20 protein-coding genes are annotated in these 26,053 nt (G+C 55.1%); 10 read left to right on the forward strand and 10 right to left on the reverse strand.

Annotated elements, in window-relative coordinates:
• Positions 1-213 precede the first annotated feature (213 nt).
• Positions 214-1,392, forward strand: coding sequence for a M20 aminoacylase family protein (locus HGO37_RS16150; RefSeq protein ID WP_250984214.1), 1,179 nt, complete (start codon positions 214-216; stop codon positions 1,390-1,392).
• Between the two features lie 79 nt (positions 1,393-1,471).
• Here HGO37_RS16150 and HGO37_RS16155 read toward each other — a convergent pair whose 3' ends face one another.
• The 6 genes from HGO37_RS16155 to denD form a co-directional block, all read right to left on the reverse strand.
• A complete protein-coding gene (locus HGO37_RS16155) occupies positions 1,472-1,615 on the reverse strand; it encodes a hypothetical protein (RefSeq protein ID WP_250984215.1) in 144 nt (47 codons plus the stop codon).
• 228 nt (positions 1,616-1,843) lie between these two features.
• Positions 1,844-2,818, reverse strand: a complete 975-nt coding sequence (locus HGO37_RS16160) for a threonine ammonia-lyase (protein ID WP_250984216.1) — start codon at positions 2,816-2,818, stop codon at positions 1,844-1,846.
• A 165-nt stretch (positions 2,819-2,983) separates the two neighbouring features.
• Complete coding sequence (locus HGO37_RS16165) at positions 2,984-4,417, reverse strand: aldehyde dehydrogenase family protein (protein ID WP_192490503.1); 1,434 nt, start codon at positions 4,415-4,417, stop codon at positions 2,984-2,986.
• Between the two features lie 38 nt (positions 4,418-4,455).
• On the reverse strand, positions 4,456-6,240 hold the full coding sequence (locus HGO37_RS16170; RefSeq protein ID WP_250984217.1) for an IlvD/Edd family dehydratase: 1,785 nt from the start codon (positions 6,238-6,240) through the stop codon (positions 4,456-4,458).
• A gap of 8 nt (positions 6,241-6,248) precedes the next feature.
• A complete protein-coding gene (locus tag HGO37_RS16175; protein WP_250984218.1) occupies positions 6,249-7,145 on the reverse strand; it encodes an NAD(P)-dependent oxidoreductase in 897 nt (298 codons plus the stop codon).
• Positions 7,145-8,128 (reverse strand): D-erythronate dehydrogenase, encoded by a 984-nt coding sequence (gene denD / locus HGO37_RS16180; protein ID WP_192490500.1) that lies wholly within the window; start codon positions 8,126-8,128, stop codon positions 7,145-7,147. Before denD ends, HGO37_RS16175 begins: the two co-directional genes overlap by 1 nt.
• Before the next feature lie 207 nt (positions 8,129-8,335).
• On the opposite strand from denD, the gene HGO37_RS16185 reads away from it, so the two are divergent.
• The 6 genes from HGO37_RS16185 to HGO37_RS16210 all read left to right on the forward strand — a co-directional run bounded on the left by HGO37_RS16185 (position 8,336) and on the right by HGO37_RS16210 (position 15,019).
• A complete protein-coding gene (locus tag HGO37_RS16185; RefSeq protein ID WP_250984219.1) occupies positions 8,336-9,778 on the forward strand; it encodes an FAD-binding oxidoreductase in 1,443 nt (480 codons plus the stop codon).
• 128 nt (positions 9,779-9,906) lie between these two features.
• A complete protein-coding gene (locus tag HGO37_RS16190) occupies positions 9,907-10,623 on the forward strand; it encodes a FadR/GntR family transcriptional regulator (RefSeq protein ID WP_250984220.1) in 717 nt (238 codons plus the stop codon).
• A gap of 258 nt (positions 10,624-10,881) precedes the next feature.
• Positions 10,882-12,042 carry a fumarylacetoacetate hydrolase family protein gene (locus tag HGO37_RS16195; protein ID WP_250984221.1) on the forward strand — a complete coding sequence of 387 codons (1,161 nt, stop codon included), beginning with the start codon at positions 10,882-10,884 and terminating at the stop codon, positions 12,040-12,042.
• A 115-nt stretch (positions 12,043-12,157) separates the two neighbouring features.
• Positions 12,158-12,688: a TRAP transporter small permease gene (locus HGO37_RS16200; protein WP_250984222.1), complete on the forward strand. Its 531-nt coding sequence runs from the start codon at positions 12,158-12,160 to the stop codon at positions 12,686-12,688.
• A gap of 3 nt (positions 12,689-12,691) precedes the next feature.
• Positions 12,692-13,969 (forward strand): TRAP transporter large permease, encoded by a 1,278-nt coding sequence (locus tag HGO37_RS16205; RefSeq protein ID WP_192490495.1) that lies wholly within the window; start codon positions 12,692-12,694, stop codon positions 13,967-13,969.
• Between the two features lie 42 nt (positions 13,970-14,011).
• Positions 14,012-15,019, forward strand: a complete 1,008-nt coding sequence (locus HGO37_RS16210) for a TRAP transporter substrate-binding protein (protein ID WP_250984223.1) — start codon at positions 14,012-14,014, stop codon at positions 15,017-15,019.
• Positions 15,020-15,089: 70 nt separating this feature from the next.
• On the opposite strand, the gene acs is transcribed toward HGO37_RS16210, so the two are convergent.
• The gene (gene acs, locus HGO37_RS16215; protein WP_192490493.1) at positions 15,090-17,048 is read right to left on the reverse strand and encodes an acetate--CoA ligase; all 1,959 of its coding nucleotides are present in this window, start codon (positions 17,046-17,048) and stop codon (positions 15,090-15,092) included.
• A 229-nt stretch (positions 17,049-17,277) separates the two neighbouring features.
• Between acs and HGO37_RS16220 the strand changes: the two genes are divergently transcribed.
• On the forward strand, positions 17,278-17,982 hold the full coding sequence (locus HGO37_RS16220) for a DUF1013 domain-containing protein (RefSeq protein ID WP_192490492.1): 705 nt from the start codon (positions 17,278-17,280) through the stop codon (positions 17,980-17,982).
• 164 nt (positions 17,983-18,146) lie between these two features.
• Here the strand turns inward: HGO37_RS16220 and HGO37_RS16225 are convergent, their stop codons facing one another.
• The 3 genes from HGO37_RS16225 to tesB all read right to left on the reverse strand — a co-directional run bounded on the left by HGO37_RS16225 (position 18,147) and on the right by tesB (position 20,983).
• Complete coding sequence (locus HGO37_RS16225; RefSeq protein WP_192490491.1) at positions 18,147-19,502, reverse strand: ammonium transporter; 1,356 nt, start codon at positions 19,500-19,502, stop codon at positions 18,147-18,149.
• Positions 19,503-19,527: 25 nt separating this feature from the next.
• The gene (locus HGO37_RS16230; RefSeq protein ID WP_192490490.1) at positions 19,528-19,878 is read right to left on the reverse strand and encodes a P-II family nitrogen regulator; all 351 of its coding nucleotides are present in this window, start codon (positions 19,876-19,878) and stop codon (positions 19,528-19,530) included.
• 214 nt (positions 19,879-20,092) lie between these two features.
• Positions 20,093-20,983 carry an acyl-CoA thioesterase II gene (gene tesB, locus HGO37_RS16235; protein ID WP_250984224.1) on the reverse strand — a complete coding sequence of 297 codons (891 nt, stop codon included), beginning with the start codon at positions 20,981-20,983 and terminating at the stop codon, positions 20,093-20,095.
• A gap of 84 nt (positions 20,984-21,067) precedes the next feature.
• On the opposite strand from tesB, the gene HGO37_RS16240 reads away from it, so the two are divergent.
• Complete coding sequence (locus tag HGO37_RS16240) at positions 21,068-22,282, forward strand: ubiquinone biosynthesis hydroxylase (RefSeq protein WP_250984225.1); 1,215 nt, start codon at positions 21,068-21,070, stop codon at positions 22,280-22,282.
• A 743-nt stretch (positions 22,283-23,025) separates the two neighbouring features.
• Positions 23,026-26,052, forward strand: a complete 3,027-nt coding sequence (locus tag HGO37_RS16245; RefSeq protein WP_250984354.1) for a helicase-related protein — start codon at positions 23,026-23,028, stop codon at positions 26,050-26,052.
• The last annotated feature ends 1 nt before the right edge of the window (position 26,053 follow it).

Below are 26,053 nucleotides of genomic sequence, written 5' to 3' on the forward strand. Positions count from 1 at the left end.
AGTTGAATCATTTCAATGGCCTTGGCCCCTTTGCGCGACAAAACGTAGTCGGGGCCGCAAAGTCATTTTTGCCCCGCTGCTTTGGTGAAATTCACGGATCATGTGGAGGCCTTACAAGCCTGTCCGGATGCTGCTAAAGCTTCATCTTTCAGTGTGTCGGATCTCGATTGTCCAAGCACATGTTCATAAGACTGAATATACCGGAAGCTGATCATGACGCGCCAATTCTCCGTTTCGCAAAAATTTGCAAACCACATGCCCGACGTGGTTGCCACGCGACAGCATTTGCACCGGTTTCCTGAAATCGGGCTTTCGGAATTCAAGACCTCGGATTTTGTCGCGGAACAGCTGGTGGCTCTGGGCTATGAGGTAACGCGCGGTCTGGCCGGTACAGGTGTTGTCGCCACTCTTCGCAATGGCAGTTCCACGCGTTCTGTCGGTATCCGGGCGGATATTGACGCGCTGCCGATTCACGAGGAAACCGGTGCCGCGTATAAGAGCGAGCATCCCGGCGTGATGCATGCCTGCGGACACGATGGTCATACGGCAATGTTGCTGGGCGCGGCCAAGATCATTGCCGAGCGCCGGAATTTCGACGGCGTCGTGCACCTGATTTTCCAGCCCGCCGAGGAAAATTTCGGTGGGGCCCGCATCATGATTGAGGACGGCCTGTTCGAAAAATTCCCCTGTGATGCGGTATTTGGCCTGCACAATGATCCCGGCCAGCCTTTTGGCAAGTTTATCCTCCGTGACGGACCGCTGCTGGCGGCCGTCGATGAATGCACCATCACCGTAAAGGGTTATGGAGGGCATGGAGCCGAGCCCCAGGATGCTTCAGATCCGATCGTGGCGGGTGCAAGCATCATCATGGCGTTACAGACCATCGTGTCGCGCAACATTCACCCGCAGCTGTCGGCCGTCGTGACGGTTGGGGCGTTCCATGCCGGTGTTGCCAGTAACGTCATTCCCGAGACATCGCAGATGTCGCTGACCATTCGTTCCTTCGATCCCGGAGTGCGTGATGAGCTGGAAAAGCGCATTCGTCTGATCGCGGAAGGACAGGCCGCAAGCTACGGCATGAGTGTCGATATCGACTATCAGCGTGGTTATAACGCCACAATCAATCACAAGGTTGAAACGGATTATATCTTTGATCTTGCTCGACGTTTTGCCGGCGATGACAATGTAGCCGAGATGCAGCGCCCCTCGATGGGGGCTGAAGATTTTGCCTATATGCTGGAAAAGCGGCCCGGTGCGTATTTCTTCCTGGGCAGTGCGCGCACGGAAAACGATCCGCCGCTTCACCATCCCAAATATGACTTCAATGATGACATTCTGCCGATCGGCACGGCGTTCTGGGCAGAACTGGTCGAGGATTACCTCAAGGCGTGAAAGCGATCTCCCGGACAATAAAAAGGCCAGTTTAACAACCGGCCTTTTCTTAAAATATGGGAGGATTTTAAAAAAACTATTAGGCAAACAGTCCGCAGACCACAGCTGCGACAAACAGGAAGCTTGCGCCGACAAGTGCACTGTTGAGCGTGCTGCTCCAAGTGCTGCGGGGCGTAGACGATGTCGAAAAAGTTTTGACTTTCTCTGCCTTCATATAGGTCATCGCGGTTTCCTCCATTGTGGCTTTGCCCACTGTTAACAAAGATTAATCTTATCTCTACCAATTGTGTAGAGATAAATTTTCAACCATGCGGCCCCTTCGGAAAAATACTGATGTTTTTGGCCTTGATCGAGCAAAGCCTGTCCTCATCTCCGCATAGAGAACGCCGTTTGACCCGGTCAGTTCCGTCGCCGGGCTCATTTGGCATAAAGATTAAGACTGCCCGATCCTTCAGGCGTATCTGGAAAGTGCGTCGCGCATGACATCCGGCTCGACATTGCCGCCTGACGCAACAACAATAACCTCGTCACCAGAAATCGCATTACCGTGGAAAAGTGCGGCGGCAAGTGCCACGGAACCACCGGGTTCCAGTGCGATTTTCAGCCGCGTGAATGCCAGTACCACGGCCTTCAGAGCTTCTACCTCGGTAACGACAATGCCCTTACCACAAAGGGATTTCATGATTGGAAAAGTGATGTTGCCCGGTTGCGGTGTGATGATGGAATCGCAGAGTGACCCGGCCAATCTGGCATTTCTTTCGATCTGACCGCTTTTCAGAGAGCGGGTCGTGTCATCGAAGTCTTCGGGTTCGCAGGGGCGGGCGGTCAGGCCCGGTGCCTTGGCCTCCAATGCAAGTGCGATGCCGGAGGTCAGTCCACCGCCACCGCAAGGGATCAGGACGTCAGCTTTTTGAATGCCCAGTTCTGCCGCCTGTTCTGCGATTTCTAGACCAACGGTACCTTGGCCCGCAATGACCTGAGGTTCATCGAAGGGTTTGATCAACGTCAGTTGGCGCTCGCTGGCCAGACGCGCGCCAAGCGCATCACGATCATCCTTGGCACGGTCAAAAAGCACCACCTCTGCGCCAAATGCCTTGGTGTTATCTATTTTTATCTTCGGAGCATCTGCCGGCATGATGATGACGGAGGGTACACCATGCAGCGCTGCGGCATGAGCAACGCCCTGCGCGTGATTACCAGAGGAAAAGGCAATAACGCCGCGACTTCGAACATCTGGATCCAATGCTGAAACGGCGGACCATCCTCCACGGAATTTGAAAGAGCCGGTTCGCTGCAAGCACTCAGCTTTCACAAGGATTTTTCGCCCGGCAATCTCATCCAGAAAGGGAGAGGACAGCAATGGTGTGCGGCGCGCCTGATCGCCAATACGCTGACGTGCGGCTTCAATCATTGCAATACTGGTCATGCGGGATATCCTTTCAGGCGGGGATGGGGCACGGGGTAGGTCGGCAAAACCATAAGACGGTTTTGCGGCCAGTCAAACCGCAAAAGGATGACGCGTTTCAGGTGGCCAAACGAAAATCCCCGGCGCTTGGCCGGGGATCGTCTTGTCTCATAATTCGTTGGCGGATCAGGCCAGAGTGTAAGCTGTCTTCACAGTGGTGAAGAATTCCGAAGCGTACTTGCCCTGTTCGCGAGGACCAAAGGACGATGCCTTGCGTCCACCGAACGGAACGTGGAAGTCCACGCCTGCGGTTGGCAGGTTGACCATGACCATGCCAGCTTCAGCATTGCGCTTGAAGTGGGTGGCGTGCTTCAGGCTGGTGGTGGCGATACCGGATGCCAAACCAAACGGCGTGTCGTTGGCAACAGCCAGCGCTTCGTCGTAGTTCTTGACGCGGATAACAGCAGCAACCGGTCCGAAGATTTCTTCCTGCGAAATACGCATGTCGTTGGTCGCTTCGGTGAACAGCGCAGGCTGCAGGAAGAAGCCGGGGGTGTCGCGCTTGAGCACTTCGCCACCGAAGGCCAGCTTTGCGCCTTCCTTCTTGCCGATTTCAATGTAGTCGGTGTCCTGCTTGAGCTGCTTTTCATCAACAACCGGACCAACATGGGTGTCCTTGTCGAGCGCGTTGCCAACGTTGATTTTGGCAAGACGTTCGGTCAGGGCGGCCACGAACTTGTCGTGGATGCCTTCGGTCACGATGATGCGCGAAGATGCCGTGCAACGCTGGCCGGTGGAGTAGAAGCCGGAGTTTGCAGCAGCTTCGACGGCAACGCCGAGATCAGCGTCGTCGAGAACGACGAACGGGTTCTTGCCACCCATTTCAAGTTGGAATTTACGGTTGAACGGCAGTGAAGACGCTGCAACGCGCTGGCCAGTGCCTGTCGAACCGGTAAAGGTGATGCCGGCAAGGTCCTTGCTGTCAAGCATGGCCTGACCAACGACCGAGCCACGGCCCATAACGAGGTTCAGAACGCCCTTTGGCAGGCCTGCGCGGTGCAGGATGTCAACGATGGCCCATGCGCAACCTGGAACCAGATCGGCAGGCTTGAAGACGATGGTGTTGCCGTAGCACAGTGCAGGTGCGATCTTCCACGCCGGAATAGCGATCGGGAAGTTCCATGGCGTGATGATGCCGATAACGCCGAGCGGTTCGCGGGTGATTTCAACACCGATGTTCGGACGGGCAGACGGCAGAACCTCACCGGCCAGACGCAGTGCTTCGCCAGCAAAGAAATCAAAGATCTGCGCAGCGCGGATGGTTTCGCCGATACCTTCAGCCAGAACCTTGCCTTCTTCACGGGCCAGAAGCGCGCCGAGTTCTTCCTTGCGAGCAAGGATTTCGTCCGCAGTCTTCTTCAGAATGCTGTGACGCTCCAGAATGCCGGAACGCGACCATGCAGGGAATGCTGCCTTGGCAGCTGCGATAGCAGACTGGGCATCTTCAGAAGAAGCCTGCGCGTAAAGGCCAACAACTTCGTTGGTGTCAGATGGATTGATGTTCTGCGAACTGTTGGTTCCAGTCCACTCACCGGCAATAAGATTTTGATAGATGGTCATTTAAAAACATGCTCCCTGTTCATGCTCGGACCTTGCGGTCAATGATTGTGCCGCGGCATTTTCTCGGCGATCCGGCGAAAATCTGCTGCACCTTCCAAAATTGCACCATCCGAAAGCTGGGTAACCGACTTTCGATAGATGCGTTGCCACGGCGTGGCATCTGCCGGAACCGGAGGGATACCATCAGCCTTGCGGCGGGCAATCTCCTCGTCCGGGACGAGCATATTGCATTCTCCGACGTTAAAGTCGATGCGGATAATGTCTCCGGAACGCAACCAGGCCAATCCGCCACCTGCCGCACTTTCAGGTGATGCGTTGAGAATGGAAGGGCTGTCGGCGGTGCCGGACTGACGTCCGTCGCCAATGGTCGGCAGGCTGGTAATACCACGCTTCAACAGTGCATCCGGTGGCTGCATGTTGACCACTTCGGCAGAGCCCGGCCAACCGAGCGGACCAGCGCCACGAATAACCAGGATTGTGCGTTCATCGATATCCAGCGAAGGATCGTTGATGCGGGCGTGATAATCCTCAGAGCCGTCGAATACTACGCATTTGCCCTGGAACACACCTTCATTGCCCGGCTCGCTCAGATAACGCTGGCGGAACTCGTCGGAGATAACGCTGGTTTTCATGATGGCAAAATTGAACAGATTGCCCTTGAGAACGAGGAAACCCGCACGCTCTTTCAACGGCGCATCATAGGGCAGAATAACGTCACGGTCGGTTGCTTCGCGGCCTGACAGGTTTTCCGCCATCGTCTTGCCGGTAACGGTGCGACAGTTGCCATCCAGTTTTCCGGCTTGCAGCAGTTCCCACATGATCGCCGGCGTGCCGCCTGCGCGGTGGTATTTTTCACCAAGCCATTTGCCGGCCGGCTGTACGTTGGCCAGCAGTGGAATGTCGTAACCGTGAACCTGCCAGTCCTCTTCCTTCAACTCGACACCGGCATGCTGCGCCATGGCAGCAAGGTGCGGCTGGGCATTGGTGGAACCACCAATGGCGGAGTTGACGCGAACGGCATTGAGGAAGGATTCGCGGGTCAGGATGTCCGATGGCTTGATGTCTTCGATGACCAGTTCCACGGCGCGTCTGCCGGTACGGTAAGCCATCTGGCCCCGCTCGCGGTAGGCGGCAGGAATGGCTCCGCAGCCGGTTAGCGACATGCCGAGCGCTTCAGCCATGGCGTTCATGGTCGATGCTGTACCCATGGTGTTGCAGTGGCCGACCGATGGTGCCGATTCGAGTGCTGCCTCGAGGAACTCTTCGCGGGTGATTTCACCTGCACCGTATTTGCGGCGCATACGCCAGATCACCGTGCCGGAGCCAACCAGATCACCGTCGTGATATCCGTCAAGCATTGGGCCGCCGGATAGAACAATGGCCGGAATGTCGACCGTGCTGGCTGCCATCAGCGCAGATGGCGTAGTCTTGTCGCAGCCGGTGGTCAGAACGACGCCATCGAGCGGGTAACCGTAGAGAATTTCGACCAGACCAAGATAGGCAAGGTTGCGGTCGAGGGCTGCTGTCGGGCGTTTGCAGTTCTCGAAGATCGGATGGGTGGGGAATTCGATCGGAATACCACCGGCATCACGAATGCCGTCACGTACGCGCTTGACCAGTTCGACATGGACGCGGTTACACGGCGTCAGGTCGCTGCCGCTTTGGGCAATGCCGATGACCGGCTTGCCGGAACGCAGTTCTTCCGGCGTCACGCCGTAGTTCATAAAGCGCTCGAGATAGAGCGCTGCCATGTCGATGTGATCGGGGTTGTCAAACCAGTCCTGCGAACGCAAGCGGCGTTTTCCGGTAATCTCTTGGGCCATGGCGCAGCTCAGTCCTTTTGACGGTTGTTCAGTTTTTCAAGGTGGATCAGCAGACCGCTATGATCGATATCGGCGCCGCCGTCATTAACGAAGTCGGCAAATTCCTGCCGAACCTGTGCCGTCAGCGGCAAATCAAGCGACAGTTGTTCCGCCATGGCCATGACGCCATTGAGGTCCTTGAGCTGGAATTTGGAAGGACCGCCGGGCACGAAATTACGTTTCACCATGCGCTCGCCATGCAGTTCCAGAATGCGGCTTTCGGCAAAACCGCCACGGATAGCATTGCGGAAACCTTCGCGGGATGCGCCACCGGCTTCCACCAGCATCATCGCTTCCGCCACAGCGCCAATCGTTACGGCAACAATCTGCTGGTTAGCGAGTTTGCAAAGTTGGCCTGCACCGGAAGGACCAACATAAGTCACACGGCCCATGGCAGCAAAAACATCTGCCAGGCCGGCAACGATTTTTTCGTCGCCGCCGGCCATGATGGCCAGCGTTCCAGCGGTCGCGCCGGGAACGCCACCGGATACCGGAGCGTCGACGTGAGACAATCCCATCGCCGCGAGTTTGCCGGCATGTTCGCGGGCAATCGGTGGCGCAATTGAACTGCTGTCGATAATGATGGTGCCCTTGTTCAAGGCGGCTGCAACGCCCTTCTCAAACAGCACTTCACCCACGGCCTGGCCGTCGCTCAGCATGGTGATGACAATGTCCGCGCCCGTGGCAGCCTCTGCCGGGGAGGGAGCCAATACTGCACCGTGAGTGACAAGTGCCTCAGCCTTTTCAACGCTGCGGTTCCAGACACGCACGGTAAACCCGTTCTTCAACAGGTTGTGAGCCATCGGCCCGCCCATAAGGCCGGTGCCGATAAACGCGATTGTTGCTTTCCCTCCCGCGTTGCTCATCAGATGTTTCCACCGAGTTCGTCGTCGATATGGGCGCGAATGATCTCTTCGAAGGAGTTTTCAGCGGTGAAGCCGAGTTCGCGAGCGCGCTTTGCTTCAAAGCCGGGTGCCCAGCCATCGCACATGCGCATGATCATTTCGTTCGGTTCGCGACGGATGAGGCCAACAGCCTTTTCACCGGCAACCTTGCGCAGTGCTTCGATCTGTTCGCCAACGGTGGCGCTGAGGCCCGGCATAGAGATGTTGCGGCGTGGACCAACCTTTGCAACGTCGATAGTCGCGCCATGGATGAGGAAGCCGACGGCAGAGCGCGGCGAAGCGTGCCAGTGACGAACGCTTTCTGGAACTGGCAAGACTGCTTCCTGACCAACCAGTGGCTCGCGCAGGATGTTGGAGAAGAAACCCGATGCTGCGGCGTTTGGCTTGCCGGGACGAATGCAGATGGTTGGCAGACGAATGCCAATGCCTTCAAAGAAACCGCGACGGCTGTAATCGGACAGCAGAAGTTCGCAAATTGCCTTTTGGGTGCCGTAGCTTGTCAGCGGTGTTGTGTGGAACTCGTCGGGGATCGGATAAGGCAGTGGTGCGCCAAATACCGCAATCGAAGAGGTGAAGACGACGCGTGGCTTGTAGCCATCCTTGCCGTTGGCAATGCGAATGGCATCAAAGAGATACCGGGTGCCATCAAGGTTGATGCGGTAACCCTTGTCGAAGTCCAGCTCTGCTTCGCCCGACACGATGGCAGCGAGGTGGAAAATCACGTCAGGACGGCTTTCAACCAGCTTTTCAGCTTCTCCTGACGCCGAGAGATCGGCGGCGCGGGTCTCGACTGCGCCGTTGAAACCGGCTGGCTTCTCAGGCTGAATGACGTCGAGCAGAGTGAACTTTTCGATGGTCTTGCCATCCAGTGCGCCATCACGAACCAGGCGTTCAGTGAGTTTGCGGCCAACCATGCCTGCTGCGCCGATAATTGCAATATGCATTAATGCCTCCCTTTGCGTGTTCCAGCCTTAACCTAATCCCTGGCTTGAAACACTTTGATTGCTGTCTCGTGAGAAAATATCTTGTAGGGTTGTCTGATAACCTTATATGGTCGGTTTGAAAATAGTATTTTTCACGCGTCGCCAAAAACGACACGGCGATCGTTGCATCTGATGCGTGGGCAGGACAGTCATTATAGAGGGTATAACATGGCCGATGCGGTTAGCGGGACTGAAAGCCTGCGCGAGAAGCTCAAGGCGGTGCTGGGCGAAGGTTTGCTTTTGACGGCGCAGGAAGACATGCAGCGTTATTGCAGCGATTGGCATGGCGACGTGAAAAGCTCTGCGGTTGCCGTGATCCGGCCCCGTTCCACGGAAGATGTATCGGCAGCCGTTCGCGCTTGTGCTGAGCTTGGTCTGGCAATTATCCCGCAGGGCGGGAATACAGGTCTGGTTCTCGGTGGCACGCCTGACGATCCTGCCCGCCAAGTCGTTATGAGCCTCGAACGTATGAATGCCATTCGCGCCATTGATGCGGATGATTTTTCGGCTGTCGTTGAAGCCGGCTGTATTCTGTCTGAATTCAAGGATGCCGTTGCCGAACAGGGCATGTTCTTCCCGCTGTCGCTTGGTGCGCAGGGCAGCTGCCGTATGGGCGGCAATGTCTCCACCAATGCCGGCGGTATCAACGTCCTGCGTTATGGTATGACACGTGAGTTGGTGCTTGGTCTTGAGGTTGTGCTGCCGGACGGAACGATCTGGAACGGCCTTTCGACGCTGCGCAAGGACAACCGTGGTGTTGACCTCAAGCAACTGTTCATCGGTGCGGAAGGTACGCTTGGCATTATCACTGCGGTTTCGGTCAAGCTTTATCCGAACCCGGAACATGTCGAGACAGCTCTTCTTGGCCTCAACTCGCTGGATGATGCCATCAAGCTTTACCGTCGTGCGCGCCGCGAATGTTGTGACCTGATGTCTGCCTTCGAGTTCATGCCACCTGTCGCCTTCACACTGGCAATCGAAGCTATTCCGGATCTCAAGATGCCGATCGCGGGCGACTATCCAGCCTACGTGCTGATGGAAATTTCCGGTTCCGGTCTTGTGGATACGGCTGACCTGATGGGCCGTTTCCTTGAAGGTGTGATGGAAGATGGTCTGGTGTTGGACGGCGTTATCGCGTCTTCGCGTGCACAGGCGCAGTCGCTATGGCTGTTCCGCGAAGGCATGAATGAAGGTCAGGCGCTGCGCGGTGCGCATATGCGTACTGATATCTCGGTGCCGCTTTCCAAGCTCGCTGAATTTGTCGCTGAGGCAGAGGCCGAACTGCAGGCAAAGCTGCCTGAATGCCTTGCCGTATCCTACGGCCATGTCGGAGACGGCAACGTTCACCTCAACGTTCTGCCGCCGGATGGCTCTAGCCGCGAAGAGCGTGATGCTTACATCTACAAGTCGAAGGTGCTGGTGAATGAGGTTCTCGACCGTTACGTCGGCAGCATCAGTGCCGAGCATGGCATCGGTCGCTTGAAGCGCAGCGATTTCGAGGCACGTCTGCCTGAAGTTCAGCGGAATATGATCATGAACTTGAAAAAGGCGTTCGATCCGGAGTTTCGAATGAATCCCGGTTGCCAGATTACCCTGCAAGCGGATAGCTAATGCTCGGAGGAATTCGAGAGCGGCTCTTACGGGTCGCTCTCGAGCAAATATGACGGCAGGCTCGGCTTGCCTTTCCGTTCAATCGTCGCCCCGCAAAGGGGGCGAAGCTGTAAGGGCTGGGAGGCCGCATGTCGCTCGAATTCAACCAGATTCATCGCAATGAACATTTGCCCGGCAGAATTGCCGCCGAAATCACGCGCGAGATTACCGAATCAAAATTGGGGCCGGGCGACAGATTGCCGACTGAGCATATTCTGGCGAAGACATTTGGTGTCAGTCGTTCAGTGATCCGCGAAGCAATTGCACAGCTGCGTAATGAAGGTTTTGTCGAGACCCGCCAGGGTGTCGGTGCCTTCGTTACCGATCCACGGCAAAGGCTTTCGGTGCGCATTGAGCAATCTGCGCTTAATGATCCGGAAAACTTCCGTGATCTGATGCAGCTTCGCATGTCGCTAGAAATCGATGCGGCCGGACTTGCAGCCCTTCATCATAAGCCCGAACATCTGGAAAAATTCGACAAGGCTATCTACGGCATGCGCAATGCTATAGAGTGGTCGAAGGACGGCGTTGAAGCCGATCTCGACTTCCACCGCGCCATGGCCGAAGCGACGGGTAATGAATATTTTCTGATTTTTCTGGGCTTCATAGCCCAGCGTATCAGCCTGGCGATTAACACTGCATTTTCACGCGCCGTGTATGGAGAGATCCTTGAGGTCACCATCAATGAGCATGTGATTTTGCGTGACGCTATTGCATCACGAAATGTCGTGATGGCGCGTGACGCGATGCGTAAACATATCATGGGTGCTGCCAAGCGGCTAAACATCGATCTCGACGTGTTCTGACCGTTGAATTTTTTCAATATCTTGTCAGACCGGTTTGACTTTGGGGTGTGACTATCGTCAGAAACTGTCGACAGCTTTTGTTGCAAGTGCAATAACGCGGCGCACAATAAAAATTAAGGCTTACGACATTTTCTGGGCGATGCGCTGGACTCGGCTCAAAAGTCATACTATGAAGATCGTTAAAGCTTGTCAGACATCCAGACAATACGACTGCTTGGAGTGCAGCCGCTGGAATTGCCTGGGTGGGAGGAGAACAATATGACTGACCGTTTGTCGATCACGACAGATATGATTTTGCCTGAAGATGCTGCAACTGCCGTACTGGTTGGCCGCGTCTGGTCCAAGGCTGCCAATGGCCCTTGCCCTGTCGTTCTGAAAGACGGCACCCTTTACGATATTACCAAAATCGCACCTGTCATGTCCGAGGTTCTCGAAAAGAAAAATCTTGTCGAATTGCTGGCAGATGTCTCCGCCTTCCCGGCGTTGGGCGATTTACAATCTTTCCTCGATGGCGTTTCCGGTGAGCTTCTTGCTCCAAACGACCTTCAGGCCGTCAAGGCAGCTGGCGTTACCTTCGCCGACAGCATGCTGGAACGTGTCATCGAAGAGCAGGCCAAGGGTGATCCACTGCGTGCGCAGGAAATCCGTGGCCGTCTGGCACCTGTACTAGGTGACAATCTCAAGGGTCTCGAAGCCGGTTCTCCCAAGGCCGCCGAGGTGAAGGCCCTTCTCCAGGATATGGGTCTTTGGTCGCAGTATCTTGAGGTCGGTATCGGCCCGGACGCTGAAATCTTCTCCAAGGCTCAGCCCATGTCCTCCGTTGGCTGCGGTGCGCTGATCGGTGTGCATCCGAAGTCGCAGTGGAATAACCCCGAGCCGGAAGTGGTTCTGGCGGTAACGTCCGACGGTCGTATCGTCGGTGTTGCTTTGGGGAATGACGTCAACTTGCGTGACTTTGAAGGTCGTTCAGCCCTTCTGCTCAGCAAGGCGAAAGACAACAACGCGTCCTGCTCGATTGGTCCGTTTATCCGACTGTTCGACGGCAAGTTTACGCTTGAAGATGTCAAGAAGTCGCAGATTTCTCTGGTTGTTGAAGGTGAAGACGGCTTTACAATGACGGGTGTCAGCCCGATGGAAGCCATCAGCCGCACACCTGAAAATCTGGTTTCTCAGCTTCTCAACCGTGATCACCAGTATCCTGATGGTGCGGTCTTCTTCCTTGGCACCATGTTTGCTCCGGTCAAGGATCGTCATGGCCCAGGCCTTGGTTTCACCCATGCAAAGGGTGACCGGGTGGAAATCTCCAGTCCGAAGCTTGGCAAGCTCATCAACCGGGTTGCCTCGACTTCCGATTGCCCTGAATGGACATTCGGCACCGTGGCGTTGATGCGTAATCTGGCCGGGCGTGGCCTTCTTTAAGGACTGCGGGTGCTCCTAGAGCGCCCGTTTTTCTCATTCTCAGTTTAGTAGCAGTGCGTTTTTGAAAGCATCCTGGATCTTTCGACGTCTGCTCATGTTTTCTCAGGGAGGGAAAATGCAAAAGGCGATCAACCTTTTTTACAGGCTTCTCGAGATCATTCTGATTGCTCTGCTTGCTGGCATGGCGATCATGGTTTTCGTGAATGTCGTCATGCGTTACACCATGAACTCCGGTCTCAATGTATCGGAAGAAATGTCGCGCTACTTCTTCGTCTGGATCACCTTCATCGGTGCCGTTTTGACCTTCCGTGAAAATAGTCACATGGGTATCGAAACGTTGGTCATGTTCCTTTCGCGCGGCAAGCGCATTTTCTGTATGATCCTGTCCAACATCATCATTATTGCATGTTCGGCCATCTTCTTCTGGGGAACCTGGAAGCAGTCGGGCATCAACGCCAGTATGCATGCGCCGGTCACCGGCCTTTCGATGATCTGGGTTTATGGCATTGGCATGTTTACAGGTGCTATGATGTTCATCATTGCTCTTGAGCGATTGTTCCGGTTGCTGACCGGTCGGGTAACCGAAGAGGAAATCGCCGTTTTTGCCGGCGAAAACCTGACAATCGAACAGCTTTCGGAGCGCTGATACATGACACTTCTCGTTTTTGTTGGCTCCCTGCTCGGAGCCATGGCCATCGGGGTTCCGGTTGCATTCTCTTTGATGTTCTGCGGTGTCGTGCTCATGGCCTATATGGGCATGTTCAACACGCAGATCATTGCCCAGAACATGATTGCAGGCGCTGACACATTCACGCTGCTTGCCATTCCGTTCTTCATTCTCGCTGGTGAGTTGATGAACTCGGGCGGTCTGTCTCGCCGTATCATCGACTTTGCTATTGCCTGCGTCGGTCACATCCGTGGCGGTCTTGGTATTGTGGCGATTTTCGCTGCTATCATTATGGCGAGTATCTCGGGTTCGGCCGCAGCTGACACGGCAGCTCTTGCTGCTATCCTCATTCCGATGATGGCGAAGGCTGGCTACAATATCCCGCGGTCCGGTGGCCTGATCGCCGCTGGTGGTATCATCGCGCCGGTTATCCCGCCCTCCATGGCATTCATCGTCTTTGGTGTTGCTGCCAACGTTTCGATCACCCAGCTCTTCCTGGCCGGTATCGTGCCCGGTATCTTGATGGGTATCTCTCTGATCATTGCCTGGCTGATCGTTGTTCGCAAAGATGACGTCAAGCCGCTGCCAAAAACCTCTGCCAAAGAACGTTTGCTGGCAACAGGACGTGCCGGTTGGGCTCTCGGTATGCCAGTCATCATTCTCGGCGGTATCAAGGCCGGCGTTGTAACGCCAACCGAAGCTGCGGTTATCGCTGCTGCGTATGCCTTGTTCGTTGGCATGTTTATCTACCGCGAACTTAAACCAGCCGATTTGATGCATGTTCTTCTGCGTGCCGCAAAGAGCACGTCGATCATCATGTTCTTGGTTTGCGCCGCTCTGGTTTCCGCATGGCTGATCACCGCTGCAAACATTCCAAATGAAGTTGCTGGCTACATCGAACCTCTGATTGACCGTCCGATGTTGCTGATGGCTGTCATCATGGTTTTGGTGTTCATCGTCGGAACGGCGCTTGACCTGACGCCGACCATTCTGATCCTTACGCCTGTTCTGATGCCAATCGTCAAGCAGGCAGGTATCGACCCGGTTTATTTCGGTGTTCTGTTCATCATTAATAATGCAATTGGCCTTATCACACCACCTGTAGGTGTAGTTCTGAACGTGGTCAGTGGCGTCGGTCGTATTCCGCTGGGCAAGGTGACGGTTGGTGTATGGCCATTCCTTGTTGCTGAAACCATCGTTCTGGCTCTGTTGGTGCTCTTCCCGGACATCGTCCTGGTACCACTGGCTTACCTCAAGTAATCGTTAATCTGTTTTCTCGCTAACAGTCCAAGGGAGGATATTATGAGAAAATTTTTTCTGACTACCACCGCTATTGCTTTCGCTATGGGTGCCGCTGCACCTGCCATGGCAGAATTCAATGATCGCACCATCCGCGTTTCGAACGGCATCAACCAGGATCATCCGGTTGGTAACGGTATCGAAGCCATGCAGGCTTGCCTTAATGATAAGACTGGCAGCAAGCTGAAGTTGACCGCATTCTGGGGTGGCGCTCTCGGCGGCGACTTGCAAGCCACGCAAGCACTGCGTTCCGGCGTTCAGGAAGCAGTTGTAACGTCTTCGTCTCCACTTGTTGGCCTTATCCCGGCTCTCGGCGTATTCGACCTGCCATTCCTCGTTGGCAATGCGAAAGAAGCTGACGCCCTGATGGATGGCGAATTCGGCGACATGATGAACAAGAAGCTGGAAGAGCAGGGCCTCGTAAACCTTGCTTACTGGGAAAACGGTTTCCGTAACCTTTCCAACTCCAAGCATGCTGTTAACAAGTGGGAAGACTTCTCGGGCATGAAAGTGCGCGTGATGCAGAACAACATCTTCCTTGACACGTTCCAGAACCTTGGCGCCAACGCAACGCCAATGGCTTTTGGTGAAGTGTTCTCGGCTCTCGAAACCAACGCTATCGACGCGCAGGAAAACCCCTACGTGACTATCGATACGTCGAAGTTCTACGAAGTTCAGAAGTTTGTTACGGAAACGAACCACGCTTACACGCCGTTCCTGTTCCTCTTCTCCAAGCCAATCTTCGACAGCTACACAGCTGAAGAACAGGCAGCTCTTCGTGAGTGCGCCATCGTTGGCCGTGACGTAGAACGTAAGGTTATCCGCGAACTGAACCAGAAATCTCTGGAGAAGATCAAGGAAGCAGGCCTGCAGGTAAACACGCTTTCGCCAGAAGAGCAGGCCCGTATTCGTGAGAAGTCGGCTGTTGTTTATGAAAAGCACAAGGCAGCCATCGGTGCAGACGTTGTCGACGCCGCTTTGGCCGAGCTGAAGAAAATTCGCGGCGAATAAGCCGGTCATTTTCGACTAAAAAACCCGGCTACTTTTCGGTAGCCGGGTTTTTTGTTGCTTTGTTTTTTGCTTATGCCGCCACTGCCTTGTTCTGACGGTTGGCGATGAGATCTTCAACGACAGCCGGATCGGCAAGGGTCGATGTATCTCCCAGAGACCCGAAGTCATCCTCGGCAATCTTGCGCAGAATGCGGCGCATGATCTTGCCGGAACGGGTTTTCGGCAGGCCTGGAGAAAACTGGATCTTGTCCGGGGTGGCAACCGGGCCGATTTCATTACGGACATGCTTGACCAGTTCCGCGCGCAATGCGTCGTCGCCGACCTGCCCTGCCATCAGCGTCACATAGCAATAGATGCCCTGTCCTTTGATGGAATGCGGATAACCGACCACCGCTGCTTCCGACACTTGATGGTGCGAGACCAACGCAGATTCGACCTCCGCCGTGCCGAGACGGTGGCCAGAGACGTTCAACACGTCATCGACACGTCCGGTTATCCAGTAATAACCATCTTCGTCACGTCGGCAGCCATCGCCGGTGAAATACTTGCCCTTGTAGGTGGAGAAGTAGGTTTCCACGAAACGGTTATGGTCGCCGTAAACCGTTCGTGCCTGCCCTGGCCAGCTGTCTGTGATGCACAGATTGCCGTCGGCCGGCCCTTCCAGCACATTGCCTTCCGCATCCACCAACTGTGGCTGGACTCCGAAGAACGGACGGGTTGCCGATCCGGGCTTAAGATCCGTCGCACCCGGCAGCGGTGAAATCAGAATACCCCCGGTTTCAGTCTGCCACCATGTGTCGACAATCGGGCTCTGGTCCTCACCAACCACGTGGTAATACCATTCCCATGCCTCTGGGTTGATCGGTTCTCCGACCGAGCCGAGCAGCCGCAGGCTGGAGCGGGAGGAGCGTTTCACGAAGTGATCGCCAGCGCCCATCAACGAACGAAGTGCGGTTGGTGCGGTGTAGAAAATATTGACTTTGTGTTTGTCGATGACTTCCCAGAAACGACCCTGATCCGGGAAGTTCGGCACGCCTTCAAACATCAGCGTAGTCGCGCAATTGGCGAGTGGTCCGTAGACAATATAGGAGTGGCCTGTCACCCAGCCGACGTCAGCCGTACACCAGTAGATATCGCCGTCCTTGTAATCGAACACATATTCATGCGTCATCGACGTGTAGACGAGATAACCGCCTGTGGTGTGCAGCACGCCCTTCGGCTTGCCGGTGGAGCCAGAAGTGTAGAGAATAAACAGCGGGTCTTCCGCACGCATCTTGACCGGTTCGCAATGCGGCTTAACGCTTGCAATTTCCTGATGGTACCAGAAGTCGCGACCAGGTGCCCAACCGGTTTTGCCGCCGGTACGGCGCACAACCAGCACCTTATTGACCATGACATATTGTTTGGCGGCAATGTCGATCGCGGTGTCGGTGTTTTCCTTCAGTGGAATAGGTTTGCCGCCACGAACACCTTCGTCGCAAGTGATAACAAAAGTCGATTCGCAGTCAACGATACGGCCTGCAAGTGCTTCGGGAGAAAAGCCGCCAAACACCACGGAGTGAATTGCGCCGATACGGGCACAGGCTAGCATCGCGTATGCCGCTTCCGGGATCATCGGCATGTAGATGGTAACGCGGTCACCCTTTTTGACACCATGCTTCTTGAGAACGTTGGCCAGACGGCACACCTGTTCGTACAGCTGGTTATAGGTGATCTTCTTGTCGATATAGGGGTTGTCACCTTCCCAGATGATGGCGGTGCGTTCGCCATGCGTCTTCAGGTGGCGGTCGATACAGTTATAGGAAACGTTGGTCAGACCGTCCTCGTACCATTTGATCGGTACCTTGCCTTTAAATGAGGTGTTTTTGACCTTTGTATATGGCTTGAACCAGTCGATGCGGCGGCCGTGTTTGTCCCAGAACTTTTCCGGGTCTTCTACGCTTTCCTGATACCACTTCTGGTAACGGTCATTATCAATCAGTGTTCGGGTTTTCGCCGTTTTCAACACTGGATAGACTTTGGCTGACATGAACTCCTCCTAAAAGCATTACGTCAATTTCGGTTCGGAGACTCCCACCTCCGATATGTGTTCAATTCATAACACTTCGCACTCGCACGGCAATTAGACAAAGGTCATTTGTATCCCAAAGAATTGCAATTTCGATACAATACGTTTATAGAGCAGACATATCCCGGAAATTGGTGGTTAATATCCACGGACCGCGACACCGGAGCGGACGGACAGAAGGACTGTATCTATGGCTCAAACACTGCTTATGCCAAAGGCAACCGCCGTATGGCTGGTTGACAACACTGCACTGTCGTTCGATCAGATCGCGACATTCTGCAAGTTGCATCCGCTTGAGGTTAAAGCGATTGCCGACGGCGAAGCGGCACAAGGCATCAAGGGCCTCGACCCTATTGCTACAGGTCAGTTGTCGCGTGATGAAATTGTTCGTGGTGAAGGCAACCCGAACCATAAGCTGAAGCTTTCCGAGCCTAAGGTTCGTGTACCGGAATCCAAGCGTCGTGGCCCACGTTACACGCCAGTTTCCAAGCGTCAGGACCGCCCGAACGCTATTTTGTGGCTGGTGCGTAACCACGCAGAACTGAAAGACGCGCAGATTTCGCGTCTCGTCGGTACAACCAAGTCGACGATTGAACAGATTCGTGATCGTACGCACTGGAACTCTGCGAACCTCACACCAATGGACCCGGTGACGCTCGGCCTCTGCAGCCAGATCGACCTGGACCTGGAAGTAGAACGCGCATCGCGCGGTCGTCCGCTGCCGACAGCTGAAGAGCTGGATGCAACGCTGCAGCCAGCTGCCCAGACCGAAGGTCTGGATTTCAACTACCAGCGCGAAGAAGAAAAAGAAATCGACGCTGACGCCGTATTTGCGAAACTGGCATCCCTCAAGTCTTCCAAGAACGACGATGATGAAGAGGATGATCGTTTCTGATCATCTGCCGTTACAAAGCGGAATTATTAAAACCCCGGTGATGAGCCGGGGTTTTTCTTTGGTCATCTGTGCGGTGCAAATCTCGGCGTAAAAAAAACCGCCCCGGAGGGCGGTTCGAAAGTTTGCGAGATGCGAGGCCGTAACCTCGCACCGGGTTAAATGTCTTAGTTGTGGTAAGCAGCTTCGCCGTGCGATGCGAGGTCAAGACCTTCGCGTTCTGCTTCAACCGGTACACGCAGACCAACAATGAGATCAACGAGCTTGTAGAGGACGAAGGAGCCGATACCGCACCATACGATGGTGAGGATAACAGACTTGATCTGGACCCAGACCTGAGCGCCCATGGTCACGCCTTCTGCGTAGCCTACGCCACCCAGAGAAGTGCTTGCGAAGATGCCGGTGCCGATAGCGCCTACGATACCACCAACGCCGTGTACGCCGAATACGTCAGCCGTATCGTCGTAACCGAACTTGTTCTTCACGACAGACACGAAGAAGTAGCAGAATGCCGAGGCAATTGCGCCGAGGAAGATCGCGCCGATTGGGCCAACCGCGCCAGCGGCAGGAGTAACGGCAACGAGGCCAGCGATAACGCCGGAAGCAGCGCCGAGCATCGAAGCTTTGCCACGGGCGAAGCTTTCAATGACGCACCATGCAACGATTGCACCTGCTGTTGCAGTGAGCGTGTTGATCATGGCGAGACCTGCAACGCCGTTGGCAGCAGCGGCGGAACCGGCGTTGAAGCCGAACCAGCCAACCCACAGCATCGAAGCGCCGACCATGGTCAGGGTCATTGAGTGAGGAGCCATCATGTCCTTGCCGAAGCCTGTGCGCTTGCCGACCAGGATTGCGCCGATAAGGCCAGCAACACCAGCATTGATGTGAACAACCGTGCCACCTGCGAAGTCAAGTGCACCCCAGTCCCACATCAGGGCGCCGTCGCCCGACCAGACCATGTGGGCAACCGGGAAGTACACGAAGGTAACCCACAGAATGCAGAACAGGATCACGGCAGAGAATTTGATACGCTCTGCAAATGCACCAACGATCAGCGCTGGCGTAATGCAAGCGAAGGTCAGCTGGAACGAGATGAAGACGTATTCCGGAATGCTGCCGCTGACGCTTTCAGAGGTAACGCCGGACAGGAAGAGCTTTTCGAAGCCGCCGATGAAGGTGTTGAGGCCACCACCGTTGGAGAAGGCAAGGCTGTAACCGTAGAATACCCAGACGATCATGATTGCTGCGGAAACCACGAGGCACTGCATGAGTACCGACAGCATGTTCTTGGAGCGGACGAGGCCGCCGTAGAACAGAGCGAGGCCCGGCAGGATCATGAAGAGCACCAGAACGGTCGACGTCAGCATCCATGCGGTGTCGCCGGAGTCGATTGTCGGTGCAGCGGCTGCTGCTTCAGCGGCAGGAGCGGCTGCTTCCTGCGCGAAAGCGAAGGCAGGGGCCAAAAGGGCCGCCGTGCCGGCGCCCAGCCGACCGAGAGAGGTAGAAATTCTTGAAAACGACATTGTATAAAACTCCCTGATCAGCCGATTACAACGCTTCAGTGTTGGTTTCGCCGGTGCGGATGCGAACTGCCTGCTCGATCGAGTAGACAAAAATCTTGCCGTCACCGATCTGGCCGGTCTTGGCGGCGGAGGCGATGGCCTCGACAGCCTTTTCAACCACATCCGAAGGAACGGCGATTTCAATTTTCAGCTTCGGAAGGAAGCTCACGGCGTATTCCGTGCCACGGTAGATTTCCGTGTGTCCCTTCTGGCGACCGTAACCCTTGACCTCGGTTACGGTCAGGCCCTGGATACCGACAGCGGTGAGTGCTTCGCGCACTTCGTCCAGCTTGAACGGCTTGATAATGGCCATCACAATTTTCATCAGGTTTCCCATCCTTTGTTTTTCCTCGGCACGGAGCCGACTCTCCTTGCCGCTGGCGGCGCACTGAACAGCGACTGCAGCTATACATTCAAGGCGCGTGCCAGTTTTGAGGATGGGGAATAAGTTATTGAAAAGTAAAAGCTATATTCTTGCAGTCTGTTTTGGAGGCATTTGTTTGCACAATAATCGCGCAATAATTATGCAGTTTGAAATTTAAGCGCAAAATTTAATCATTTGCTCTTTTCCGAATCAAACCTTCCTGTGTAACCGATGCAATCAGCACACCATCTCGCGTCATGATACTGCCGCGGGTAAGACCTCTCGCTCCGGATGCACTTGGGCTGTCCTGCGAATAAAGCAGCCAATCATCCAGCTTGCATGGACGGTGGAACCACATGGCGTGGTCAAGGCTGGCAACCTGGATACTGGGATCAAAAATCGTTGTGCCATGCGCATAAAGCGAGGTGTCGAGCAGCGTCATATCCGAAAGGTAGGCGAGAATTGCTGCCTGGAAACAGCGGTCATCGGGCACGTCGCCAACGGCGCGCACCCAGACATCCTGATTGGGCGCCAGCTTCTCGTTGGAGATGTAATGGGCCAGCGATACCGGCTTTATCTCGATAGGCCGTTTGTTCTGCCAGTATTTGCGGATCATCGGCGGCGCTTTTGCCAAGAAGGCTTCCTGCAATTGGGTTTCGCTGAGCAGCGATTCCGGTGCTGGAACCTTCGGTGCTGGCATTTGATGGTCGTAACCTTCTTCCTCGATCTGGAACGAAGCCGACATCGAGAAGATCGGTTCGCCGTGCTGGATGGCGACGACACGGCGGGTATTGAAGCTGGAGCCGTTCCGGATGCGTTCAACCTGATAGATAATCGGCACCGAGGGATCACCGGGTCGCATGAAATAGGCATGCAGTGAATGGATGAACCGATCTGCATCGACGGTGCGATGTGCAGCCACCAGAGCTTGAGCGATGACCTGTCCGCCGAAAACCCGTTGCCAGCCAATTTGCGGGCTTGTGCCACGAAACAGGTTCTCCTCGAGCTTTTCCAGATCGAGTGTATCAACCAGTTTGTGCATGGCGGATTTTTCCGTCGGATCGGAATCAATCGTCATTCAGCTTTGCTCCTGCTGTAGGAAGATGGATTTCCATGGTCTATAGTGCCGGGGCAATATTCTCAAGAATGCAGGAGTTTGATTATGCTGGATGTGGTGATTGCCGGGGGCGGATATGTCGGACTTGCCGTTGCTGTCGCCATCAAGCAGGCGGCTCCACATATGCAGGTCGAGATCGTCGAGGCGGCACCGCAGGATGTGTGGAAAAAGGATATGCGTGCCTCGGCGATTATTTCAGCGGCAACCCGTATGCTCGACGTGTTCGGCATCTGGAGCGAGATAGAGCCGGAGGCTGAGCCTATCCGCAAGATGATCGTGACGGACTCCAAGATGACAGATCCGGTGCGCCCGGTATTCCTGACATTTGATGGCGAAGTAGAAGAGGGACGCCCCTTCGCACATATGATTCCCAATGTTGCGATCGTCGGCGCCTTGAGAGGCCTTTGTGATCGTCTCGGTATTACCATTCGCCACGGTCTCACAGTGTCCGGTTTTGTTAGCGGTGCCCAGAGCACCAGCATCAGCCTGTCCGATGGCAATGTTCTCGAGGCCAGATTGTTGATCGCCTGTGACGGCGTTCGATCCTCTCTGCGCGATATGGCCGGTATCAAGACGGTTCGCTGGGACTATGATCAGTCCGGTATCGTCACGACGGTAGAACATGAGCGCCCTCATAATGGTGTGGCTGAAGAGCATTTCTTGCCATCCGGACCATTTGCTGTACTGCCGCTCAAGGGCAATCGCTCATCGCTGGTGTGGACTGAACGTCGCGCCGATGCCGACAAGTTGGTGGCATCCGATGACTTCCTGTTTGATGAAGAACTTGAGCGCCGCTTTGGCCACAAGCTTGGTTCTGTCCGTGCGGTTGGTCCTCGTCGGGCGTTTCCGCTTGGCCTGACACTTGCGAGGGCTTTCGTCGCACCACGCTTTGCGCTGGCGGGCGATGCTGCCCACGGCATTCATCCAATCTCAGGCCAAGGCCTGAACCTTGGTTATAAGGATGTAGCAGCACTGGCCGAAACGATCGTTGAAGCAGATCGGCTGGGCCTCGACATCGGCTCGCTGAATGTTCTGGAGCGTTATCAGGCATGGCGCCGGTTCGATACGCTACGCATGGGCATAACGACAGATGTGCTCAACCGCCTTTTCTCGAATGACAGCACGCCAATCCGCGTTGTGCGTGATCTGGGCCTGGGGCTTGTCGACCGACTGCCAGCTTTGAAGTCTTATTTCATCGATCAAGCCGCGGGTCTGGCGGGTGAAAGCAGTCCGAAACTTCTGGCAGGACAGCCGCTTTAAGGGCGTTTCCTTCGCCCAAAAAGGGATGATGTTTGATGTCAAAGACGGCTCGGTTGGGCCGTCTTTTTGCATTTGGACATCACTTGGGTGTCGTCTCGAAAACCCCTCGGGTTTTACGACTGCCCGCTACCCTGCAAATGTTAACGTTGCGATGAAATTGCGCGTCAGCAGTTTGCGTTACCCACAAAATCGTATGGTTAACAAACTATTATTCCACAATATATGGTGGAGAACAAACCGGGAAACTTTCGATGTCTGTGATTCGTCAGCGATTCGTTCTCCATTTACTCCAAAGGTTAATGCGTCAATATCGTGTTTTCAGAAGAATTTAAAAATTATCTATATTTTTCAGAATCTTAAAGGCGATTTATTCAAATTTTAACAATCTATTTACGAAGGTAAATGAAAGCCGGCTCGAATGCGGCGCATGTTCTTAACCGGATTCAGCATGTCGTGCAGGTCGACGATAAAGAAACCATATGTTGCGGTGAACAAACCCTGAATCTCATGGAGTCAGCGATTCGTCGCTGATTCGTTCGCACGCTGTTCCAAATGTTAATTCCGGCATTGTTTTCCCGGATTCGAAAACCGTCACAGACATGGAAAAATGCGCTTTGCTGCAAACATTCCTTGCCTTTGTCGCTGCTCATCGCCATGTGTTAACTCCATGCTTCTGGCGGATTGTCGTCCGGTGAAGCGACAGGCATGACCATCGCACGGACAGTACGTTGAATTTTCAACCAATGATCTTGAGCGGGCGCGGCGTAACCGCCGTACTCGGACCCACCAATACCGGCAAAACGCACTATGCGATTGAGCGCATGGTTGCGCATGGCAGCGGTATCATTGGTCTGCCTTTGCGTCTGCTCGCACGTGAGGTTTACACGCGTCTGGTCGAAAAGGTTGGCGTCGCCAATGTCGCGCTGGTGACAGGCGAAGAGAAGATTTCTCCGCCCAAGGCACGTTTTTCCGTCTGCACCGTTGAGGCCATGCCACGCGAAACCAATGCGTCTTTTGTGGCCATCGACGAAGTCCAGCTGGCTGGCGATCTGGAGCGCGGGCATATTTTTACCGACCGCCTGCTGCATCTGCGCGGAAGGGAGGAAACACTTTTCCTCGGTGCCGGTACCATGCGGCCCATTCTGCAAAAGCTGCTTCCCGGTATCACCATCGTTGAGCGTCCGCGTCTGTCCCAGCTTTTTTATGCCGGGCAGAAAAAAATCACCCGTCTGCCGCAACGCTCCGCGATTGTCGCGTTTTCGGCGGATGAAGTTTATGCGATCGCCGAGCTGATAAAACGTCAGCGTGGTGGTGCTGCCGTGGTTATGGGCGCTCTGTCTCCCCGCACCCGTAATGCGCAGGTCGGCTTATACCAGGCGGGTGATGTGGAATATCTTGTTGCGACCGATGCCATTGGCATGGGCCTCAATCTGGATGTCGACCACGTTGCTTTCGCTCAGGACCGCAAGTTCGACGGTTATCAGTTCCGCAATCTGAACCCCGGAGAGCTGGGGCAGATCGCCGGTCGTGCTGGCCGTCATCTGCGTGATGGCACTTTTGGTGTCACCGGTCGCGTCGAACCTTTCGATGACGAGTTGGTGGAACGCATTGAAGCGCATGAATTCGATGCTGTGAAGGTTTTGCAGTGGCGCAGCAAGGCGCTTGACTATTCCTCGATTGGAAATCTGCGCTCAAGCCTTGAAGTGGCACCTGCTCTTCAAGGCTTGTCGCGTGCTTTGCCTGCTGTGGACCAGCAGGCGCTTGATTATCTTGCCCGTTATCCGGAAATCATTGATCTCACCACTACCCCGGAGAGAGTGGAACGGCTATGGGAGGCATGTGCACTGCCTGACTACCGGCGAATCACACCTGCCCAGCATGCCGATCTGATTTCGACACTCTATTTCGATCTCGTTCGTCGCGGCACGGTGAATGAGGATTTCATGGCCGAGCAGGTGCGCAGGGCTGACCGAACTGATGGCGAAATAGATACGCTGTCGGCACGGATTGCGCAGATACGAACATGGACGTATGTATCCAACCGTCCCGGATGGCTTGCCGATCCGACACACTGGCAAGAAAAGACGCGGGAAATCGAGGATCGATTGTCCGATGCGCTACATGAAAGGTTGACGAAACGCTTTGTAGATCGCAGGACATCTGTGCTCATGAAGCGCCTGAGAGAGAATGCGATGCTTGAAGCTGAAATCAGTGTGAATGGTGATGTCTTCGTTGAAGGACATCACGTCGGTCAATTGGCGGGATTCCGGTTTACGCCAATAAGCGGAACCGAAGGTCCAGATGCCAAGGCCGTGCAGTCGGCTGCGCAGAAGGCGCTTGCCCTCGAATATGAGGCGCGTGCTGCCCGTCTGCATGCCAGCGGCAATAATGATCTGGCGCTTGGCTCGGATGGTGCGGTGCGTTGGCTCGGTGAGCCTGTTGCCCGACTTGCCGCCGGCGACAATATCATGAAGCCACGTGTCATTATGCTGGCTGATGAACAGTTGAACGGAAATGCGCGTGAACACGCCGTTGCCCGTATCGAACGTTTCGTCAATCACCAGATTGCGACGATCCTCAAGCCGCTGGATGATATTTCCCGCGCTGAAGATTTGCAGGGACTGGCGAAGGGGCTGGCTTTCCAGCTCGTCGAAAACCTTGGTGTGCTGTTCCGTCGCGACGTGGCCGAAGAGGTCAAGTCGCTCGATCAGGACGCGCGCGCATCCATGCGCCGTTACGGCGTGCGTTTTGGCGCTTACCACATTTTCCTGCCTGCGCTTTTGAAGCCAGCACCAGCCGAACTTGTGACCCTGCTTTGGGCGCTCAAGAACGACGGTCTTGGCAATGCCGGTTATGGCGATCTTATCCCGGTTCTGGCTGCTGGTCGTACGTCTGTCGTCACTGACCCAAGCTTCGACCGCATGTTCTATAAGCTGGCCGGTTTCCGTTTCCTCGGAAAGCGCGCCGTTCGTATCGACATTCTGGAGCGTCTGGCGGATATCATCCGTCCGCTGCTGCAGTGGAAGCCCGGCGCGCAGCCGCGTCCTGAGGGCGCATATGACGGCCGTCGTTTCACCACGACTACGGGTATGCTCTCCATTCTCGGCGCTACGCTGGATGACATGGAAGAAATTCTCAAGGGTCTTGGTTATCGTGCAGATCAGGTAAGCGCTGAAGATGCAGCGACCTTCATGGCAGGCCAGAGTGGTCAGGCTGCTGCTTCCGCTGAAGCGCCAGTTGGCGAGGAGGCTGGTGACGAGCATGACGCTGATGCGGCTGAACAAGAGGTTTCTGCCGAAGAAACCAAGGCTGTAGCGGAAGAGGCGGTTGCATCTGCTGAAGCGCCTCAGTCTTCCGAAGCGTCTGCTGAAACAGCCGAACCAAAGCCGGTTCTGTTGTGGCGTCCAGGTGGACGTAATGAAAACCAGCGTAACGACAACCGCCGTCAAGGTCACGGGCAGTCCCGTGGCCAGGGTGAACGTCGCAACGAAGGTGGCGAAGGTCGTGACCGCAATCGTGCCGCTGCCGGCCGTGATGGTAATCGCGAAAACAATCGTGACGGTGAACGCAAGCGTGATGGTGGTCAAAGACCAGATCGTGGCAACCGCAACGACCGTGGCGAGCGCAAGGACAAGCACGATCGCAATGACCGTGGCGGAAAGCCGCAGTCGCAGCGTTTCGAATCCAAGCCACCGCGCAAGGAGAAGCCGTTGGATCCGGATTCACCTTTTGCGAAGCTCGCAGCGCTCAAGGAACAGATGAAGAAATAAG

The organism is Rhizobium sp. CG4 (assembly GCF_023701965.1).
In the GTDB taxonomy this organism is placed as follows: Bacteria; Pseudomonadota; Alphaproteobacteria; order Rhizobiales; family Rhizobiaceae; genus Agrobacterium.

Bases quoted from the DNA above. Each gene is read 5' to 3' on its own strand.
- HGO37_RS16150 (WP_250984214.1), top strand. From the start codon at position 214: ATGACGCGCCAATTCTCCGTTTCGCAAAAATTTGCAAACCACATGCCC.
- HGO37_RS16155 (WP_250984215.1), bottom strand. From the start codon at position 1,615: ATGACCTATATGAAGGCAGAGAAAGTCAAAACTTTTTCGACATCGTCT.
- HGO37_RS16160 (WP_250984216.1), bottom strand. From the start codon at position 2,818: ATGACCAGTATTGCAATGATTGAAGCCGCACGTCAGCGTATTGGCGAT.
- HGO37_RS16165 (WP_192490503.1), bottom strand. From the start codon at position 4,417: ATGACCATCTATCAAAATCTTATTGCCGGTGAGTGGACTGGAACCAAC.
- HGO37_RS16170 (WP_250984217.1), bottom strand. From the start codon at position 6,240: ATGGCCCAAGAGATTACCGGAAAACGCCGCTTGCGTTCGCAGGACTGG.
- HGO37_RS16175 (WP_250984218.1), bottom strand. From the start codon at position 7,145: ATGAGCAACGCGGGAGGGAAAGCAACAATCGCGTTTATCGGCACCGGC.
- denD (WP_192490500.1), bottom strand. From the start codon at position 8,128: ATGCATATTGCAATTATCGGCGCAGCAGGCATGGTTGGCCGCAAACTC.
- HGO37_RS16185 (WP_250984219.1), top strand. From the start codon at position 8,336: ATGGCCGATGCGGTTAGCGGGACTGAAAGCCTGCGCGAGAAGCTCAAG.
- HGO37_RS16190 (WP_250984220.1), top strand. From the start codon at position 9,907: ATGTCGCTCGAATTCAACCAGATTCATCGCAATGAACATTTGCCCGGC.
- HGO37_RS16195 (WP_250984221.1), top strand. From the start codon at position 10,882: ATGACTGACCGTTTGTCGATCACGACAGATATGATTTTGCCTGAAGAT.
- HGO37_RS16200 (WP_250984222.1), top strand. From the start codon at position 12,158: ATGCAAAAGGCGATCAACCTTTTTTACAGGCTTCTCGAGATCATTCTG.
- HGO37_RS16205 (WP_192490495.1), top strand. From the start codon at position 12,692: ATGACACTTCTCGTTTTTGTTGGCTCCCTGCTCGGAGCCATGGCCATC.
- HGO37_RS16210 (WP_250984223.1), top strand. From the start codon at position 14,012: ATGAGAAAATTTTTTCTGACTACCACCGCTATTGCTTTCGCTATGGGT.
- acs (WP_192490493.1), bottom strand. From the start codon at position 17,048: ATGTCAGCCAAAGTCTATCCAGTGTTGAAAACGGCGAAAACCCGAACA.
- HGO37_RS16220 (WP_192490492.1), top strand. From the start codon at position 17,278: ATGGCTCAAACACTGCTTATGCCAAAGGCAACCGCCGTATGGCTGGTT.
- HGO37_RS16225 (WP_192490491.1), bottom strand. From the start codon at position 19,502: ATGTCGTTTTCAAGAATTTCTACCTCTCTCGGTCGGCTGGGCGCCGGC.
- HGO37_RS16230 (WP_192490490.1), bottom strand. From the start codon at position 19,878: ATGGGAAACCTGATGAAAATTGTGATGGCCATTATCAAGCCGTTCAAG.
- tesB (WP_250984224.1), bottom strand. From the start codon at position 20,983: ATGACGATTGATTCCGATCCGACGGAAAAATCCGCCATGCACAAACTG.
- HGO37_RS16240 (WP_250984225.1), top strand. From the start codon at position 21,068: ATGCTGGATGTGGTGATTGCCGGGGGCGGATATGTCGGACTTGCCGTT.
- HGO37_RS16245 (WP_250984354.1), top strand. From the start codon at position 23,026: ATGATCTTGAGCGGGCGCGGCGTAACCGCCGTACTCGGACCCACCAAT.